This is a genomic window from Desulfobacter sp., from assembly GCA_028768525.1.
GTDB lineage: Bacteria > Desulfobacterota > Desulfobacteria > Desulfobacterales > Desulfobacteraceae > Desulfobacter.
Map to the genome: position 1 here is coordinate 2,131,475 of CP054837.1, position 16,763 is coordinate 2,148,237.

Genomic DNA, 16,763 nt, shown 5'->3' on the forward strand with positions numbered 1-16,763 from the left:
CTCCTTTAATGGATGCCCTTAAGGAATTCCGGGGAAAGGTAGGCCGGCTCCGGATATTCATAGAAGCCACGGCCGGTTTTCATCCCCAAGTCCCCCCGTTCCACATAGGCCTTTAAAAAAGCCGCGTTCTGCCGGGCCTGGGGATCGTCCTTTTTCTCTGCCCAGTAATCGGTTACCTTGTACACGGTTTCCAGGCCGATGGAGTCCATGATCCCGAAGGGGCCGGTCATGGACCGCATGATCCCCATCCAGGCCCGGTCGATATCCTCCACCGTGGCCACCTCCTTGGAAGCCAGGCTCAGGGCGGAGGCCATCCACTCGGAGAGCATGGTGTTGAACACATAGCCGTGCTGTTCCTTTTTCAGTTCAATGGGGAACTGGTCAATGGCCGTGCAGAAGTCCCGCACCGCATCCAGGGTTCCGGCCGAGGTGCCGGGATGGGGCATGATATCCACCACATTGGTCACGGAACAATCGTGGAAATGCAGGGCCAGGAACCGGTCCGGCCGGCCCGTGGCCTCTGCGATCATGGAGGGCACCAGGGTGGAGGTGTTGGTGGTAAAGATGGTATGTGCCGGGCAGATTTCGTTGAACTGTGAAAAGACCCGGGCCTTTAATCTGGGATCCTCGGGCACGGATTCATTGATGAGATCCGCATCCTTTCCCGCCGTCCCGGGATCAGCGGTAAAGGACATCCTGGAGAGGGCTTCGCTGACCTTCTCACCGGGGAAGCGATTGCAGGCGGCCAGCCGCCGGGCCAGCTTTTCCGCCCGCTGTGCCGCCCCTTCAAGGGCCTGTTCAAAGGCATCAAAAACAATTACATCAAACCCAAAAGCAGCGCACTGCACCCCGATCTGCAGCCCCATGGTGCCGGCGCCCAGAATGAGCACTTTTTTAATATCAGCCATACGCCTTATCCTCCATAACCAGGGCGGCATCGGATAGCCCCCGGATTGATTTCATTTTTCCTGCGGTGACCGGCAGGACAGTTTCCATATAGAACCGGGCCGTGGTGACAACGCCCGAATAAAAGACCTGATCTTTCTTTTTGCCTCCGGCAGCAGCCGCGGCCGCGCAGGCCCGCATCAAATGCATCCAGCCCAGGACCACGTCGCCGGTAACCTCAAGAAAGGGATGGGCATGGGCAAAGGCGGTTTCAAACCCTTCCGACAGGGCCGCCATACCCAGATCCATTGCCGTTTCCCCCAGGGCTGCCGCCGATGTTTCAACCGCTTTTGCCAGGGGAACCAGCTCTGGAAAGCCGTTGGCATGAGAAACGGTTTTCCCCATCTCATCCAGCAGCAACTTGAATACCATGCCTTTTTTCATGCCCAGCTTCCGGCCCAACAGGTCCATGGCCTGGATGCCGTCGGTACCCTCGTAGATGGAGGCAATTTTCACATCCCGGAGCAGCTGCTCCACCGGAAAATCACGGGTATACCCGTACCCGCCGAAGGTCTGGACGGCCTGGACGCAGACCTCGAATCCCCGCTCGGCGCAATAGGCTTTGATCACCGGGGTCAGCAGTTCGATAAGATCGCCGGCTGCCGCCGTTTCCTCTTCGGATCCGGCCATGGTCTGCCGGTCAAAGAGGCCGGCCGTGTAATAGATCATGGTGCGCATCCCGTCCACGTGGGCCTTCATCCAGGTGAGCATCCGTCTGACATCCGGGTGCCCGGCAATGGCAATGGCCGGGGCCTCGGGGTTTTTCATCTCCTTGAGGGCTTTGCCCTGTTTCCGGGTCCGGGCATAGTCCAGGGCGTAAAGATAGGCCATGGAAGCGGCACTCATCCCCTGGAACCCCACGTTGATCCGGGCCTCGTTCATCATGTGGAACATGATTTCAAGCCCCCGGTTTTCCTCTCCCAGCAAAAATCCCCGGCAGTTGCCCCTGGATCCCAGGGCCATGGAACAGGTGGCCGAGCCGTGGATGCCCATCTTCTCCTCCACGCCGGTGCAAACCACATCGTTGGCCTCCCCCAGGCTCCCGTCTTCCTTCACCCAGATCTTGGGCACCACAAAGATGGAAATCCCCCGGCTGCCGGCCGGGGCCCCCTGGATCCGGGCCAAAACCGGGTGGATGATGTTTCCGGTCATATCGTGCTCACCGGCGGTGATGAAAATCTTGTTGCCGGAAATGGACCAGGTGCCATCATCATTCTTTTTTGCCGTGGTGGTCAGGGCCCCCACATCGGATCCGGCCTCGGCCTCGGTAAGGAGCATGGTGCCCCCCCATTCGCCGGTATACAGTTTTTTCAGGAACCGGTCTTTGAGGTCTTTTGTGCCGAAAAGATCAATCATTTTCCCCGTGCCGTGGCCCATGTGGGTGTACGCGCTCAAAGAATAGTTGGCGCCCACCACATAATCCATGATGGCCATGGAAATCTGGAAGGGCAGGCCCTGCCCCCCCTTGTCCGGGTCCTCGATCATGGAGGTAAGTCCCGCCTCAAGCACGGCCTGCCGGGCCCGGTGGAAGCATTGGGGCACCCTTACCTTTCCGCCCTCAAAGCTTACCCCTTCCCGGTCGCCCTCGGCCAGGGTGGGCAGGACTTCCTTGAGGGCAATCTTCCGGGCCTCCTTGACGATCATCTCAAAGCTTTTTCTGGAAAAATCCTCATAGGGCCCCCGGCCGGCAAGGCTGTCGGCAGCGAGCAGTTCATAGAGGATAAAATCGATATCCCGCTGGTCGGCAATGAACTGTGCCATGGAAAGACGCCTCCTTTAAAAATAAGGTTTAAATCAGCATGCCGCCGTCAGCCACCACGCAGGAGCCGGTGGTATAGGATGCGGCATCGGATGCCAGATAAAGAATGGTGCCGGCCATCTCTTCGGGCTGTGCATAGCGGCCCATGGGAATCTGGGGCAGGACATGCTTGCAGATCTCTTCGGTGCCGATGATGGCCGATGCAAACTTGGTGTCGGTGAGGCCTGGCATCAGGGCATTGACCCGGATGCCCTTAGGCGCAAGCTCCCTGGCCAGACTCTGGGTCATGTTGGCCAGGGCCGCTTTGGTGGCGGAGTACACCCCCTGGAAGAGCCCCGGGCGGACTGCATTGATGGATGACACATTGATGATGGATCCGCCCTCTGTCATCAGGGGCACGGCATACTTGGTCATGAAAAAGGGGCCTTTGATATTCACGTCCAGGGTTTTGTCCCAGATGCCGGCATCTGCGGTGATCATCTCGCCGAAATGGGGGTTGGTGGCGGCATTGTTCACCAGGATATCCAGGCGCCCGTATTTTTCCCTGATCCGGTCATATAGGGCCTCGATCTGCTCGGGGTAGCCCATGTGGCAGGCCATGGCCTCGGCCTTGTTCCCGGCATCGGTGATCTCTTTGGCTGCGGCCTCAAGCCCTTCAACCTTCCGGCTCACCAGGATACAGGCGGCCCCGCAGGCTGCCAGTTTCTTTGCTCCGGCCAGTCCGATACCCCGGCTGGCGCCTGTAATCACCGCTACCTTTCCGCTTAAATCGAATTCTTTCATCCTGTATCTCCTTAATTATAAATTTCGATCTATCTGTTCACAATCTTCATGGCCGTTTTCTCCAGGGCATGAACGCCGAAAATCAGCATGCCGAACCGTTTATTTTTAGTCAGCCCGTGATAATACCGGTTGTAAATCTGCTGGGCGATAACGGCCAGGCGGAAGAGCCCGAAACAATAATAATAGTCAAAATTGCTCACATCCCGGCCTGTTTTTTCCCCGTAGCGCCGGATGATCCGGTCCCTTGTCAGGGCGCCGGGCAGGTTGGTGGGCATGGTCCGCATCATCTGCATTTCCTCGGGATCCTTTTCCTCCACCCAATAGGCCAGGCTATTGCCCAGGTCCATGAGGGGATCCCCGTAAGTGGCCATTTCCCAGTCCAGAATACCCGTGATCCGGCCGGGGTCGGCGGGGTCAAGAACCAGATTGTCCATCTTGTAGTCGTTGTGGACCATTGCCGGGGCAGGGGTGTCCTCGGGCATGTTTTCCGCCAGCCAGGCCATGAGATCCTCGCAGTCCGGAGCATCATCGGTCCGGGCCTTGCGGTACCGGCCGGACCACCCTTCCACCTGGCGCCGGACATAGCCCTGGGGTTTTCCCATGGCATCCAGGCCGGTGGCCTTCATGTCGATGGAATGAATCTCCACCAGGGTATCGGTGAGATTTTCACAGAGCCCCCTGGCCTGGTCCGGGGAAAATTCAAGCCCCGGCGGCAGGTCCTTTCTCAGGATGATGCCGGACATCTTTTCCATGACAAAGAAAGGGGCGCCAATGATCTGAGGGTCCCCGCAATAGGCCAGGGGCCTGGGGCACCTGGGGAAAACAGGATGGACAGCGGAAAGGACCTTGAACTCCCGCTCCATATCATGGCCCTTGTCAACCTTCGCCCCGATGGGCGGACGCCTGAGGACCATGTCAAGATTCCGGGATCTGATCTGATAGGTCAGGTTGGAAAATCCGGAAGGGAACTGGCTGATTTCAATCCCGCCCTCCAGTTCCGGGACCGCCTGTTTCAGGTATTCGCCCACGGCATCGGCATTGATTTCCTCTCCCTGTCTTACCTTTGTGGCCTGGTCAACAACCGTCATCTTTTTCCTCCTCACTGCTATCGGGTATGCAGCAAAAACTTTCGACCATCTCCAATACATGGCCGGCAAACTGGTCCACGGTGATTTTCTGCTTGGTATATTTCCAGCGTTTCAGGTACCACTCCTGCTGAAGCGCTTTGATCATGCAGGCGGTGAGCGCGTGGTTTCCCGGCTTGAACACCCCCTGGGATTCCCCCTGCTCCAGAATATCGCTCAATATGTCCTGGGTATGCTCCTCCATGGCCTTCACCGCTTCGAATCCGGCCGGTTTCAGATTCCGGGCCTCCATAAAGGTGAAGTAGAACCAGGGCCGGAAGAGTTCGGACAGATAAATATGGGCCTTGATGGCCGCCCTGAGGCGCTCCAGGGGATGGGGCTGCTCCTTGGCAAATATCTCCAGTATTTCGTAAACCATGGCCCGGCCCTGGTCCTGGATGATGGCCAGAAGCTGATCCTTGCCCGGGAAATAGGCGTAGAGCGCCCCCAGGCTCATGCCGGTTTTCACGCTCAGGTCCCGCATGCTCATGGCCTGGAACCCCTTTTTATAGGAGATGCTGAATACGGCGGAAAGAATCCGGTCCAGGTTGGCCACGGCGGTTTTTTCCTTTTTGATCCGCATGGTCTCCTGGTTGGCCAGGTAGACCTGCCGGGAAATATCCGCCGCCCTTGGAGCGTATCGCTTTTTAAAGGCGGAATAATCCATTTTTCCTGTTGTGCTGCTTTCAGGCATAGGTTTTCAATATCCTTTTTGCCAATGATGTTTTATGTACTTCGTCGGCCCCGTCGTAGATCCGGGCGGCCCGCTCGTGGCGGTAGAACCAGGCCAGAATGGTGTCGTCGGTCATGCCCAGCCCCCCGTGGACCTGGAGGGCCCGGTCCACGATGCGGCCCATGGTGTTGGCCACCACAAACTTGATCATGGAGATGGAATCCCGGGCGGCAGCCGCCCCCACATTATCGATCTGCCAGGCGGAATTGAGGGTGAGCAGCCGGGCCGCTTCCAGCTCGGCCGCGGACTCGGCCACCCAGTTCTGGATGGTCTGGCGGGTGGCCAGGGTCTTGCCCGAGGGTGAGATCACCCGGGAATTGGCCCGTTGACACATGAGATCAAAGGACCGTTTGCAGATGCCCAGCCAGCGCATGCAGTGGTGGATCCGTCCCGGCCCCAGGCGGTCCTGGGCCATGACAAACCCCTGACCCTCGCCCCCCAGCAGGTTGGCCCGGGGCACCCGGCAGGATTCAAAGAGGATTTCCCCGTGGCTGAAATAATCGTCCCCTTCGTGGCCCATGACCGGAATGTTTCTCACCAGGTTGAACCCCGGGGTATCCGTGGGCACGATGATCATGGAGGCCTGAAGATAGGTGGGGGCGTCCGGGTTGGTCACGGCCATGGCAATGGCGAATTCCGCCCCGTCGGCCGCCGTGGTGTACCATTTATGGCCGTTGATGATATAATCGTCGCCCTCCTTTACCGCCGTGGTTTCCAGCATCACGGGATTGGACCCGGGCATGTCCACCTCGGTCATGGCGAAACAGGAGCGGATCCTGCCCTGGACCAGGGGATTCAGCCAGCGTTCTTTCTGTTCCTCATTGCCGTGGGCATGGAGGATCTCCACATTGCCCGCATCCGGGGCCTGGCACCAGAATACATAGTGGCCCAGGGGGGAACGGCCCAGGGCCTCGGAGACCAGGCCGTGTTCCAGGAGGGAGAGCCCCATGCCGCCGCACTCCGTGGGGAAATTGGGCGCCCACAGTTCCATCTGCTTCACCAGGGCCTGTTTTTCCTTCAGTACGGGCAGCATGTCTTTAAATGACCGGGTCATAAACTCCGGTTCAAGGGGGATGAGTTCCTTGTCCACAAATTCATTGATCATGGAGACAATGGTCTGAATCCGGTCTGATATCTGAAAGTCCACAACGATCTCCTTCATTAAAGAGTAAAGGTATACTATGCCGGTATCTTAATGGAAGTCAAGGCAATACTCGAACGAATGTTCGTTATTCCGACTCCAGATAGGCATCTATAAATTCATTCACATCCGCCGGGATGCACAGGTCCGAATGACGGCAGATGGGGGCGTCAGGATTTTTATTGATGCTGACCACCCATTTGGCCCTGGCCATGCCGGCCAGGTGCTGGGAGGAGCCGGAAATTCCGCAGGCGATATACAGGTCCGGCGACACCGTGGCCCCGGTGATGCCCACCTGCCTGCCGTAGTCCACCCAGCCCTGGTCCACCAGGGGACGGGAGGCCCCGGTGCAGGCATTGGGCAGCCTGGCGGAAAAATCGTCTATTTTTTTTAGATTCTCCCGGCCGCCGATGCCCCGGCCTGCGGCCACCACGATGTTGGCATCTTGAATTTCCCCGCCGCCCGCCGCCCCGGCCATGACGGCCAGCCGCTGAACCGCCGGTTCTATCCACGCTTCCGGAATTTTTCTTTCCACCACCCTTCCCCCGGTACGGGCGGCGGCTTTTAATCGTCCTCCCCCCGGCGCAAGCGTCAAAAGACAGAGCTTGCCCGGTGCCGGCCGAAGGGAAAGAAGGCGGGTATTGTCCATGACAGGCCGGCAGAAAACCAGCCCCTGCCCATCCTGTCTTATATCCGTCACACCGGAAAGCGTGCAGGCCCCCAGGCGGGCCCCCAGTGCCGGTGCCAATTCCCGGCCCATGGTATTGTGGGCAAAAAGGATATAGTCGGGGAAAGCCGCTTCAGGCATCTGGTCCAGTTCCCGGGCCAATCCCTGTTTCAGGGATTCGGGTGTCATCTCCAGGGGCCAGCCCACGGCTTCGGTGAGACAGCCCGTCAATGCGGCGGCTTTGCGGGCCGCGGCAAGGGGATTTTTGCCGGGCACATAAATCCGGATCCACCCGTTGCTGCCCCCCGCCAATGCCATCATTTTTTGGGCAGCACAAAAAAGATCCTCCAAAAACACCGGCAGCCCGCCGTCCGCCGCCTCTGCAACGATCAATATCCGCAGCCTCATATTATCCCCCTCTCCCTTATGAATGCGGTAAATGCCCGCACCTGGTCATGGATGCCGCCGGCGGCCCTTACCCCTGCCCGGCTCTTTTCCGGAACAGCCGTATCCAGGAAGATTTCCCGGGGAACCGACTTGGCGTCGCCGTCCGGGAAAATGGTGTGGATGGGCGCGGATTTGGCCCGGAGCATATTGGAAAGGCTTGGATACCGGGGGACATACCCGCCGGCCTGGACAGAAACCAGCGCCGGCAGGGGCAGCCCAAGTCTTTCCCTCGTTCCCCCTTCCCATTCCCTTTCGGCGGTTATCCCGTCTTTTCCGATTTGCATGCCGACCACGGCCGTGGCCAGGGAAAGCCCCAGGTATTCGGCCAGCATGGGCCCGGTCTGGCCGGCCATAAGGTCCTGGGACATGACGCCGGTGAGAATCAGATCGTATTTAACTTGGAATTCGGGACCGGAAAGGGCACGGGCCAGGATGCCGGCCGTCACGGAAGCCGGCACCAGTCCCCCGGGGCCGTCATGGTCAGGGACGAGGATGTGAAATCCCCTGTCCGCGCCCATGCCCAGCGCCCGGCGAAGGATATCCTCCCATTCCCCGGGACCGGCTGTAACCACATCCACCCTGCCGCCGCTGTCCCGCAGCTGCAACCCCGCCTCCAGGGCCAGGGCCTCAAAGGGGCCGATTTCCTGCCCCGACATATCCGGCTTGACACATACAAGAATATCCATAACAGATACCATATATTGAAAAATCAGATATATCAAGAAGAAAAATAGAACGAACGTTCATATTTTATTTAGACAAAATTCAGAGACTATTGTCCAGAAGGCGGCGGCCGATTTTCTGCTTTTTAATTCCGGCCACGGTACCGCCGATTTTAGCCGATGAGACAAGGTCCCTGACCAGGATGGCGGCCCGTCCAGGCAACGGCACATCATTCTCCGCCAGAAGCTGCTCCAGGCCGCTGAGGAACCCGGCCGTCGTCTGCCGAAAATGGATATTTAAACTCTCCAGGACTGTTCCCTCCCCGTCGGCCATGGCGGCCATGTGGTCCGACAGGTAGGCGGCCGCCGCCGCCCCTGCCCCCAGTTCCCCCAGGCGCTCAAGCATTGGGCCGCTGTCCCGGCCAGAACCGGTAAGGGCCGCGGCCGCCCGGGACAGGACAAAGGCCATGGCCCCGGAAACCGCTCCGGTCATGGCCGCATCTTCCAGCCGCCGGAAGGGGAGCACCATATCGGAAAAGGCACGGCCTTCCTCACCCAGTAACCGGTCCATGCCCAGGCGGCAGTTGTCCAGGCGGATATTCCCGTGGGGGGCAGGCCTGAAAAAAGGGATCTCCATGGGTGTGCAGGGAGAAAGCCCCGGGCGATTGCCCGGGACCAGGAAGGCGGAAAAGGCCTTTCGCCCGTCCGGTTCACGGCCGGTGGCGGCAATGACAATAAAACAATGGGAAATCGGGCCGTTGGTCAGGTAGGCCTTTTCACCGGAAACCAGCCATGCCCCCTCTTTTTTCTCAGCCGCGGCGGACATGAATTTGGGATGGGCCCCGGCCCCGGGTTCGGACACGGCAAAGGCCACGGTGGTCCTGCCGGACCTTACCCCCTCCCAGAACCCATTATCCAGGATGCAGGACAGGTGGGGATAAACCAGGTACCTGGCCGTCAGCTGGTGGATCATCCAGGACAGGGCAAGCCCCAGGTTCCCGCCGGTGTCCACCATGGCCCGGGCACCGGCGGCGATGCTGCGGCAGGGGTGTTCATTATCCAGGCATCCGGGGTCCATGAGCCCGGCCTCTCCCATGGCCGCCCAGATATCTTCAGGAAAATCCGCATCAATCCCCAATCCGGATCTGTTCAGAATATACTCCCGGGCAAAGGCCCTTATCTTACCGGTCAAACGATGATGCGGTTCCATTTGTCCTCCCCTTGCCACAAAGGTTTAGAGCACCAGATCCTGGATAAAATCTATGAGCTGGTTGAGATTGCCGCAGGCCCGGGCCTCGTTGCAATGATGGCGGTACCGCAGCATTTCCGAATCCCCGCTGCCCCAGAAGCGTTCCTGCTCAGGGTTCAGCCAGACCAGGCGCCGGCACCGGTCCCGCAGCCCTTCCAGCACAGGTTCCCGGGGGTTAAAATAATTGGAGCGGCCGTCACCCATGATAATGAGGGTGGTTTTCTTGTCCAGGTCCTGAAGATGGCGGTCCCTGAATTCCTGAAAGACCAGGCCGTAATCGGTTTTTGCATTATGGTTAATCCGGCCGTCCTTGAGAATCTTTTTTACGGCGGTATTGGCATCATGGGCCAGAAAAAGCCCTGTCACGTCAATGGGCTGGTCGATGAAAATATAGGATTTCACCCGGGCAAAGCATTCCTGGAGGGAGTAAAGGATATTGAGCATGAACCTTGCCGTGGACCAGACCGATCCGGACACATCGCAGAGGGTGACGATTTTTCCCTTTCGCAGGGGCCGGTCCTTGCGGATAATTTCCACGGGCACCCCCAGATAACGGCCGGAACGGCGGATGGTCTTTCGCACGTCCACCGCTCCCCTGCGGGCTGCGGCAAAGCGCAGGGTGGAAATTTCTTCCATCTTTTTCACCCAGAGGTCGATGACCTCCCCCACCCGGCCCATCTCATCCTGGGTCAGGTTGGAAAAGGGCACCTCGCCAATGCCCCCATACCGTTTTTCTCCGGCCCCGCCGCTGCGCAGGCCCGCATTATCCGGACGGGGGTCTTCGCTGAGAAAGGCAAGGGCGCGGTCCAGACGGCGGCCGGCCATCTCCTCCAGGCGGGCCCGCTCCCCGTTCACCACGGGGGTATCCGGACTGCCTGAAAACTGCGCCACCCGCTGCCGCATCTTATTGACCGCCAGCATGATCTCCAGGCGGCCGGTGAGCTGGCCCAGGTTGGATTTTACCGCCTGGACCTTCTCGCTCTCCTGGTCTTGGATCTGCCGCACGGCCAGGATAAAGGCTTCGGGATCCCCCTTCATGAAATCCATGAGCGCCTGGTCCAGATCCGTCTCCATCGGGGCCGTATCTTCCAGCTGGGCCAGCAGTTCAAATCCGTCGGCGGTAATTCTGTCCTGTTCCGTCCCCCCGGTGCCGGATTCCGGCATCCCGCCTCCCCCTTTCATTTCATGGAAAAAGAGGCGGTAAAGCCGCTCGAACTCGGCCTGTTCCCTTCGGCTTTTGGCGAAATTGGCCCGAAGGATGGTATGGAATACCGGCTCATCCTGGGGACCGGCCAGATCCAGCTGGTTCAGGCAGTCCAGCACCTCGGCCGTGGAAATCCGCATGCCGTCGGCCCGGCAGCAGGAGGCGAATTCCAGAATAAGAGTTTCCATATCAGATCGAAAGGGGAATCAGGCCGTGACCAGTTCCCGGAGCCGGGAGCGGACCACCCCGTAGTCGGCCTTGTTCTTGCACAGGGTGTTCAGGGTCTGGTCCAGTGCCTCGGGGGTGAGGGTATCCTTGCCCAGGATCATCATGGAGCGGGCCCAGTCCAGGGTTTCGGAAATACAGGGTTTTTTCTTCAGATCCAGCTCCCGGATACCGGCCACCGTCGCCACCACCTGGTCCAGGAGACGGTCCCCTATGCCCGGCAGTTTCTTGGCCACGATGCGCTTTTCCGTTTCCATGGGGGGATAGTCAATATAAATGTGCAAACAGCGGCGCTTGAGGGCGTCACTCATGTCCCGGTAATTGTTTGAGGTCAAAAAGACAAAGGGCTGGGTCCTGGCCTGTATGGTGCCCAGCTCGGGGATGGTGACCTGGAAATCCGAAAGAAGTTCCAGGAGGAACGCCTCAAACTCGGGATCGGATTTGTCAATTTCATCCACCAGGAGCACCACCGGGTCCGGAGATGAGATGGCCGCCAGCAGGGGCCGAGTCTGGATAAAGCGGTCGGAAAAAAACGCATCCTCATGCCGGGAGATCTCATCCACGGCCCCGGCCAGACTGGATGCGGCGGAGACCACCTCGTCTATCTTTTCCTTGAGCATCTGGGTGTAAAGAAGCTGTTTGGCATAGGCCCATTCGTACAATGCCTTTGATTCATCCAGCCCCTCGTAGCATTGAAGCCGGATCATCTCCCGTCCCAGGCAGCAGGCAATGCTTTTGGCCAGTTCCGTCTTGCCCACGCCAGCCGGCCCTTCCACCAGCACCGGCTTATCTGCTTCCTGGGCCAGATAAACAATGGTGGCAATCTCCGAAGACGGGATATATCCGGCCTCCTCCAGCCGCGCCTGAACATCCGACACACCTTGAAACACCATTCTCACACCTCTTTTTGTGTTTACATCCGTGAATTGTAATAGTTACCAATTCCCGGGGTAAAGGGCAAGGCAATGATTTTTTATCTTGACAAAAACAGTAAAACATATTCTTTTTAGTTAATACTATTAACTTTAATAAAACACACTAACAGAACATGAAAACCAGACGTGAGCGGGTCAGGCAGATGACCCTGGATGAGATCAAGTCCCTTTCCTGGGACATGGTCAAAAAAAACGGCATTGAGCACCTGACAGTGAACGGCATTGCCCGTAAGATGGGAATGACCCCCCCGGCATTTTACCGGTATTATAAAAACCGGGACCAACTCGTTAAGGCGCTGGTTATTGAGGCATACACTTCTTTTTTATCGGCTCTGGAAACGGCCCGTGACGCCGCCTACCCGGCCAGCCCGGAGAACCAGATCTACCGGGTATACCTGGGTTACAGGAGATGGGCCGTTGACAACCCCAATATGTTCGGCCTGTTTGCCGGCCGGAAAGTCTACGGGTTTGATCCTTGTGATCCGCAGGTGGAAGACCGGGCCCGCGACATATACCGTTTCATCATTGAGCTGTACCGGAACGCCTGGCAACAAGGAAGACGCCTTCCCCCTGAAAAAAAAGAAGGAATGCCCCCGGACTATGCAGCCGGGCTCACCCGCCACCACAAAGACCTTACCCGGGGCCTTCCGGTTGAACTTATTGATTCATGCGTCTGCGCCGCCTGTATGGTCCACGGCATGATTTCAATGGAAATTTCCGGCAGGCTCAAGGGGCTGGCCGGTGACGGAGAAACGTTTTACGCGTATCAGATCAGGGAAATAATGAAAGGGCAGGGAATGGTGCCGGGACAAGAGTAATCCCGGAGGACGACAACCCCATACAGGAGACACCCCATGACGGATCAGACGGATCGCATTTTACCGGTTTCAGCACACCCTACGGCAGACGAAATATCAAGGCGGCTCAAGGCCCTGCAGTCCAGCATCCGGGAACAGGGACTGGATGCCTACCTCTGCTTTTGCCCGGACAATATCTTCTACCTGACCAATTTTGCCAATTTTGTCCATGAACGCCCCTTTATCCTGATTATCCCCGTCAAAGGCCTGCCGGTATTCCTGATGCCCAAGCTGGAAGCCCCCCATGTCCGGACCCGGGCCGTTGGAGCGCTTGAGTTTGTCCACTATTTTGAATTCCCCGCCCCCAAAACCATGGGGTGGTCGGACCGCCTCAGGGAAATCCTTTCCCCGGGGCAGCGGGTGGGAATTGAAACCCACTGCCCCCTGGCCGTGGCCGAAGCCGTGCCCGGCACCGCCCGGGCCGTGGACCTGGTGGATGAACTGCGTCTGGTCAAATCCCCCTATGAGATCGGGCGAATCGCCTATACATGCGACCTGGTCAGCCGGGCCCATGCCATGCTGCTGGCCGGTGCCCGCCCCGGCAGAATGCCCGTGGAACTCCATTCCAAGGCCACGGCCGCCGTCACCAAAAGAATGCTCCTGGACTGCCCCAACGCCAATATGCTCAACACCAAGTTCGCCGCCATTGCCCAGCCCCCCGAGGTATCCCACGACCCGCATAATTTCACCGATGTGTTCATGAAATTCACCCAGGGCGGCCCCCATGTATCCATCTCATCGGGCACGGCCAACGGATACGGGGCCGAAGTCGAACGGACCTTTTTCCTCAACCGGGTACCTGAAAAGGCCCGGCAGCCCTTTGAGGATATGCTGGCGGCCAGACGTCTGGCATTTGACCTGACCGTGCCGGGCAATATCATGTCCGAGGTGGACCGCAAAGTGAACGAATTCCTCACATCAAAGGGGTACGGCCCCCATCTTCTCCACCGTACCGGCCACGGTTTCGGCGTCACCAATCATGAAGCCCCCTTCCTGGCCGAAGGATATGACCGGGAAATCCGGCCCAATATGGTCTTCAGCATTGAACCGGGGATTTACATCCAGGGGCTTGGCGGATTCAGGTTTTCGGATACGATCCTGGTCACGGAAACCGGCAACATGACATTGACATCAGCACCGGAAACCCTTGAGGCACTGACCATAGACGCCCGGCCGTCACTTGCGGACAAGACAAAGGCCCTGGCGCTGGCACTCATGACCCGCAAAAACCGCACCGTTTAGCCAGTGCCATCCACTGCAGACGGCTATATTCGTTTCTGATTGAATTTAGATATTACGTTTTCAATCCCACTCGAGCCTAAAATGAGTATTAACGAAAAAATGATTGTAATCGTTGAAATCAACAAGTCTTTTGATAACACAGGCCCATTGGGGCAGGTACCCATGCCACTGATACCTGCATTTGCTTCCTTTGTTTGGATATATAGATTCGCCAGGAAACTTCCTATCCTTGTTGAAAATATAAAAATTCCGATTAGAATTATCCCTGTTTGAATAGATAATTGGGGGTGGGGGCCTTCGTGTACCTCCCGAACCTTAAGGAACGAAGCCACACTATCAGTTTTAAAAAGTAAGAACATTGAAAAAATTAACAGAAGAATCAGAGATCCAGTGGAACTGACCAGGGTAAGCATTGGAAACGGCTCTGATGACGCTGAATAAAAAACCATTAAGGCAGTAACAATCTGGAATAAATTGAGTAAACCAAGATAAACCAAGTAGATCCCTAAAATTTTTGCTCCGACTACAAAATATGATTTCATAGAGTGTCCTGTGTAAGGGTATTTCAACCGTCCGGGGCAAACTGACGAAGGCGTTGCCCTGGCTCCGTTTTTTCAAAAATCATGTATAAAAAGGCAGATCGGCGACAGCGCTTTGTTCTTAATTTAAGCCGCTCAATCAATTAAAATCATCCCGCAGGCGGGTTTCATTTCAGACGTTTCAGATTTCCATCCTGCAAGCTCCATCAGTTTTTTTACGTTTATTCCGAAACCTGACATGGATTGTCTTGCCGTATCAGGATTTCTGCACTCGCCTTCACCTGACAGCAGATTACATTTCAGGTGCTCCCCACAGAATAATTTTTTACAAGAGCCTGCCGCGTATGCCCTGGGCTTTTCATACCCCATCTGCTTTGCCTTCTTTTCAATGGATGATCCAATTTCATGCAGCAGCCTGAATATCTCGATTCGCTGATGAGAGTACATCATTTCTGAAGGCAGTGTAATTTTAAATACGATTGCATCAGTATAATTTTGAATCCGTTTGCGGAACCCCCTGGGGCCGCTCACATTTGGGGGGCACCTGAATGATGCCCCATAATTTTCACATGCTGGATTGCCACATAATATCGCCAGTTCATCACTGATTTCAATTTTATTGGTCGGTATGGATGCCGCATCGGTTGCGCCTAAACGATGGGCAGTTTGCAATAACACTTCAAAAGTTTTTCGATCCTTTAGTTTAAGGACATTCTTATCATCCTCTGATGCAGATCTTGCTGATAAATATTCTTCCCAGGGATTGCAAACAGGCCTGGCGTCGTAAAGATTGTCAATATAACAATCTTCACATAAAACCTGTTCCTTATGGTTTCGTTCCTCACCTTCAGGAATACTGGCTTCACACTTGTGACATTCCATATGGTTATCCTTAAATTAGAAAAGAACTATGGTAATAACTGGAAGATTTACATTCTAGAACCTTAGATCTGAAATGATTTCCAGGGTAGCCGATATCAAACCCCAAAAAAGAAACAATATCCAATCATTTTTGGATCAGATTGGCTTTAGTCAAAAAGTAAATGAAGAATAAACTGAGGCCATTAAATTTGGCAAGCCTTTCCTTTATTTTTTGCTGCAACCATACTTAAGATAATACCAGGGCCATGAATTTTTGAGAGAGGGCAACACTCGATTTGCCAGAATTGGCATTCCCATGCCACCCCTGACAACACCCTATCCGATTGATTCACAAGGCATATCAAATGGATTTGCCATATACATGGCTGGCGGTGCCGGCCCAATCCCCCTTTTTTGGGCGCCCGGGCAGCGGACCGGACCGGGACACCGCCCTTAACCCCCTAATATTCAAAACATTCCACACACGCCCCCCTTTCCTGGCACACTCGTTGCTATTCCCCCATAGGCAATTGCCACGTAAACAATTAAAGACCCCATAGGAGCATCCAGTATGAATAAAAGTTACACAGATTCCATTTTAGACATGAGCGGAAAAATTGCCGTTATTTCAGGCGGGTCCTCGGGCATCGGCTACGGCACGGCAGAACTGCTGGCCCGGCAGGGGGCGGTGTCGGTGATCCTGGATATCGACGAGGCCAACGGGAATGACGCCGTGGCTTCCATTACCGCCCTGGGCGGCAAGGCCGAATTCATTGCCTGCAACGTCACCTCGGAAAAGGACTGCAAATCAGCCATCGACCAGGTCACCCGGCGCCACGGCAGGATTGACGTGCTTTTTAACAATGCCGGGGTCATCCGCAGAAAAACCGTGGAAGACCTGGAAGAAAATGAATGGGACCTGGTCATTGACGTCACCATCAAAGGCGCCTTTCTGCTGTCCAAATACTGCGTGCCGGTCATGGCAGAGAACGGCGGGGGCAGCATCATCAACACCGGTTCCGGATGGGGGCTCAAGGGCGGCAACCAGGCGGTTTCCTATTGTGCGGCAAAAGGCGGCATCGTGAACATGACCCGGGCCATGGCCATCGACCACGGTCCCCAGAATATCCGGGTCAACTCCGTGAGCCCCGGCGACATCGACACACCGCTGCTCCACGACGAAGCAAAGCAGCTGGGCGAAGATGACGCCGCCTTTATGGAAGATGCGGCGGACCGCCCCCTGAAACGGGTGGGCCAACCCGTTGACGTAGCCAATGCGGTCCTCTTTTTTGCCAGCCCCATGTCCCAGTGGGTCACCGGCGCCAATCTCACGGTGGATGGCGGCGGGCTGGCCTGATACCCAGAATTACCGGCAGAAACCCGAACAGAA

16 protein-coding genes are annotated in these 16,763 nt (G+C 56.6%); 3 read left to right on the forward strand and 13 right to left on the reverse strand.

From position 1 onward, the window contains the following. Positions 1-5: 5 nt before the first annotated feature. From HUN04_09815 to HUN04_09865, 11 genes are all read right to left on the reverse strand, one after another. Positions 6-908: a 3-hydroxyacyl-CoA dehydrogenase gene (locus HUN04_09815; GenBank protein WDP89987.1), complete on the reverse strand. Its 903-nt coding sequence runs from the start codon at positions 906-908 to the stop codon at positions 6-8. Further along, the gene (locus tag HUN04_09820; GenBank protein WDP89988.1) at positions 901-2,706 is read right to left on the reverse strand and encodes an acyl-CoA dehydrogenase; all 1,806 of its coding nucleotides are present in this window, start codon (positions 2,704-2,706) and stop codon (positions 901-903) included. Before HUN04_09820 ends, HUN04_09815 begins: the two co-directional genes overlap by 8 nt. A 28-nt stretch (positions 2,707-2,734) precedes the next feature. Then, on the reverse strand, positions 2,735-3,487 hold the full coding sequence (locus HUN04_09825; protein WDP89989.1) for an SDR family oxidoreductase: 753 nt from the start codon (positions 3,485-3,487) through the stop codon (positions 2,735-2,737). Positions 3,488-3,516: 29 nt separating this feature from the next. Further along, complete coding sequence (locus HUN04_09830) at positions 3,517-4,575, reverse strand: phosphotransferase family protein (protein ID WDP89990.1); 1,059 nt, start codon at positions 4,573-4,575, stop codon at positions 3,517-3,519. Beyond that, positions 4,562-5,305, reverse strand: coding sequence for a TetR/AcrR family transcriptional regulator (locus HUN04_09835; GenBank protein ID WDP89991.1), 744 nt, complete (start codon positions 5,303-5,305; stop codon positions 4,562-4,564). The genes HUN04_09830 and HUN04_09835 overlap by 14 nt, the downstream gene beginning before the upstream one ends. After that, positions 5,298-6,491, reverse strand: coding sequence for an acyl-CoA dehydrogenase family protein (locus HUN04_09840; protein ID WDP89992.1), 1,194 nt, complete (start codon positions 6,489-6,491; stop codon positions 5,298-5,300). The genes HUN04_09835 and HUN04_09840 overlap by 8 nt, the downstream gene beginning before the upstream one ends. Positions 6,492-6,573: 82 nt before the next feature. Then, on the reverse strand, positions 6,574-7,560 hold the full coding sequence (locus HUN04_09845) for an electron transfer flavoprotein subunit alpha/FixB family protein (GenBank protein ID WDP89993.1): 987 nt from the start codon (positions 7,558-7,560) through the stop codon (positions 6,574-6,576). Beyond that, entirely contained in the window at positions 7,557-8,285 is a 729-nt protein-coding gene (locus HUN04_09850) for an electron transfer flavoprotein subunit beta/FixA family protein (protein ID WDP89994.1), read from the reverse strand. The genes HUN04_09845 and HUN04_09850 overlap by 4 nt, the downstream gene beginning before the upstream one ends. A 79-nt stretch (positions 8,286-8,364) precedes the next feature. Further along, entirely contained in the window at positions 8,365-9,471 is a 1,107-nt protein-coding gene (locus HUN04_09855; protein WDP89995.1) for an acyl-CoA/acyl-ACP dehydrogenase, read from the reverse strand. 24 nt (positions 9,472-9,495) lie between these two features. Continuing rightward, on the reverse strand, positions 9,496-10,902 hold the full coding sequence (locus HUN04_09860; GenBank protein ID WDP89996.1) for a VWA domain-containing protein: 1,407 nt from the start codon (positions 10,900-10,902) through the stop codon (positions 9,496-9,498). 18 nt (positions 10,903-10,920) lie between these two features. Further along, positions 10,921-11,832, reverse strand: coding sequence for a MoxR family ATPase (locus tag HUN04_09865; protein WDP89997.1), 912 nt, complete (start codon positions 11,830-11,832; stop codon positions 10,921-10,923). 155 nt (positions 11,833-11,987) lie between these two features. Here HUN04_09865 and HUN04_09870 point away from each other — a divergent pair, with 155 nt between their 5' ends. Both HUN04_09870 and HUN04_09875 read left to right on the forward strand, forming a co-directional pair. Then, positions 11,988-12,692 (forward strand): TetR/AcrR family transcriptional regulator, encoded by a 705-nt coding sequence (locus HUN04_09870; protein ID WDP89998.1) that lies wholly within the window; start codon positions 11,988-11,990, stop codon positions 12,690-12,692. A 36-nt stretch (positions 12,693-12,728) separates the two neighbouring features. Then, on the forward strand, positions 12,729-13,973 hold the full coding sequence (locus HUN04_09875) for an aminopeptidase P family protein (protein WDP89999.1): 1,245 nt from the start codon (positions 12,729-12,731) through the stop codon (positions 13,971-13,973). Between the two features lie 23 nt (positions 13,974-13,996). On the opposite strand, the gene HUN04_09880 is transcribed toward HUN04_09875, so the two are convergent. Beyond that, a complete protein-coding gene (locus HUN04_09880; GenBank protein ID WDP90000.1) occupies positions 13,997-14,515 on the reverse strand; it encodes a hypothetical protein in 519 nt (172 codons plus the stop codon). Between the two features lie 132 nt (positions 14,516-14,647). Then, the gene (locus tag HUN04_09885) at positions 14,648-15,394 is read right to left on the reverse strand and encodes a DUF2284 domain-containing protein (protein WDP90001.1); all 747 of its coding nucleotides are present in this window, start codon (positions 15,392-15,394) and stop codon (positions 14,648-14,650) included. A gap of 550 nt (positions 15,395-15,944) precedes the next feature. On the opposite strand from HUN04_09885, the gene HUN04_09890 reads away from it, so the two are divergent. Further along, complete coding sequence (locus HUN04_09890) at positions 15,945-16,730, forward strand: SDR family oxidoreductase (GenBank protein ID WDP90002.1); 786 nt, start codon at positions 15,945-15,947, stop codon at positions 16,728-16,730. The last annotated feature ends 33 nt before the right edge of the window (positions 16,731-16,763 follow it).

Excerpts from the sequence above, each read along its gene's own strand:
- HUN04_09855 (WDP89995.1), bottom strand. The coding sequence starts at position 9,471 with ATGGAACCGCATCATCGTTTGACCGGTAAGATAAGGGCCTTTGCCCGG.
- HUN04_09875 (WDP89999.1), top strand. The coding sequence starts at position 12,729 with ATGACGGATCAGACGGATCGCATTTTACCGGTTTCAGCACACCCTACG.
- HUN04_09845 (WDP89993.1), bottom strand. The coding sequence starts at position 7,560 with ATGAGGCTGCGGATATTGATCGTTGCAGAGGCGGCGGACGGCGGGCTG.
- HUN04_09835 (WDP89991.1), bottom strand. The coding sequence starts at position 5,305 with ATGCCTGAAAGCAGCACAACAGGAAAAATGGATTATTCCGCCTTTAAA.
- HUN04_09860 (WDP89996.1), bottom strand. The coding sequence starts at position 10,902 with ATGGAAACTCTTATTCTGGAATTCGCCTCCTGCTGCCGGGCCGACGGC.
- HUN04_09865 (WDP89997.1), bottom strand. The coding sequence starts at position 11,832 with ATGGTGTTTCAAGGTGTGTCGGATGTTCAGGCGCGGCTGGAGGAGGCC.
- HUN04_09815 (WDP89987.1), bottom strand. The coding sequence starts at position 908 with ATGGCTGATATTAAAAAAGTGCTCATTCTGGGCGCCGGCACCATGGGG.
- HUN04_09825 (WDP89989.1), bottom strand. The coding sequence starts at position 3,487 with ATGAAAGAATTCGATTTAAGCGGAAAGGTAGCGGTGATTACAGGCGCC.
- HUN04_09890 (WDP90002.1), top strand. The coding sequence starts at position 15,945 with ATGAATAAAAGTTACACAGATTCCATTTTAGACATGAGCGGAAAAATT.
- HUN04_09820 (WDP89988.1), bottom strand. The coding sequence starts at position 2,706 with ATGGCACAGTTCATTGCCGACCAGCGGGATATCGATTTTATCCTCTAT.
- HUN04_09880 (WDP90000.1), bottom strand. The coding sequence starts at position 14,515 with ATGAAATCATATTTTGTAGTCGGAGCAAAAATTTTAGGGATCTACTTG.
- HUN04_09830 (WDP89990.1), bottom strand. The coding sequence starts at position 4,575 with ATGACGGTTGTTGACCAGGCCACAAAGGTAAGACAGGGAGAGGAAATC.
- HUN04_09870 (WDP89998.1), top strand. The coding sequence starts at position 11,988 with ATGAAAACCAGACGTGAGCGGGTCAGGCAGATGACCCTGGATGAGATC.
- HUN04_09850 (WDP89994.1), bottom strand. The coding sequence starts at position 8,285 with ATGGATATTCTTGTATGTGTCAAGCCGGATATGTCGGGGCAGGAAATC.
- HUN04_09885 (WDP90001.1), bottom strand. The coding sequence starts at position 15,394 with ATGGAATGTCACAAGTGTGAAGCCAGTATTCCTGAAGGTGAGGAACGA.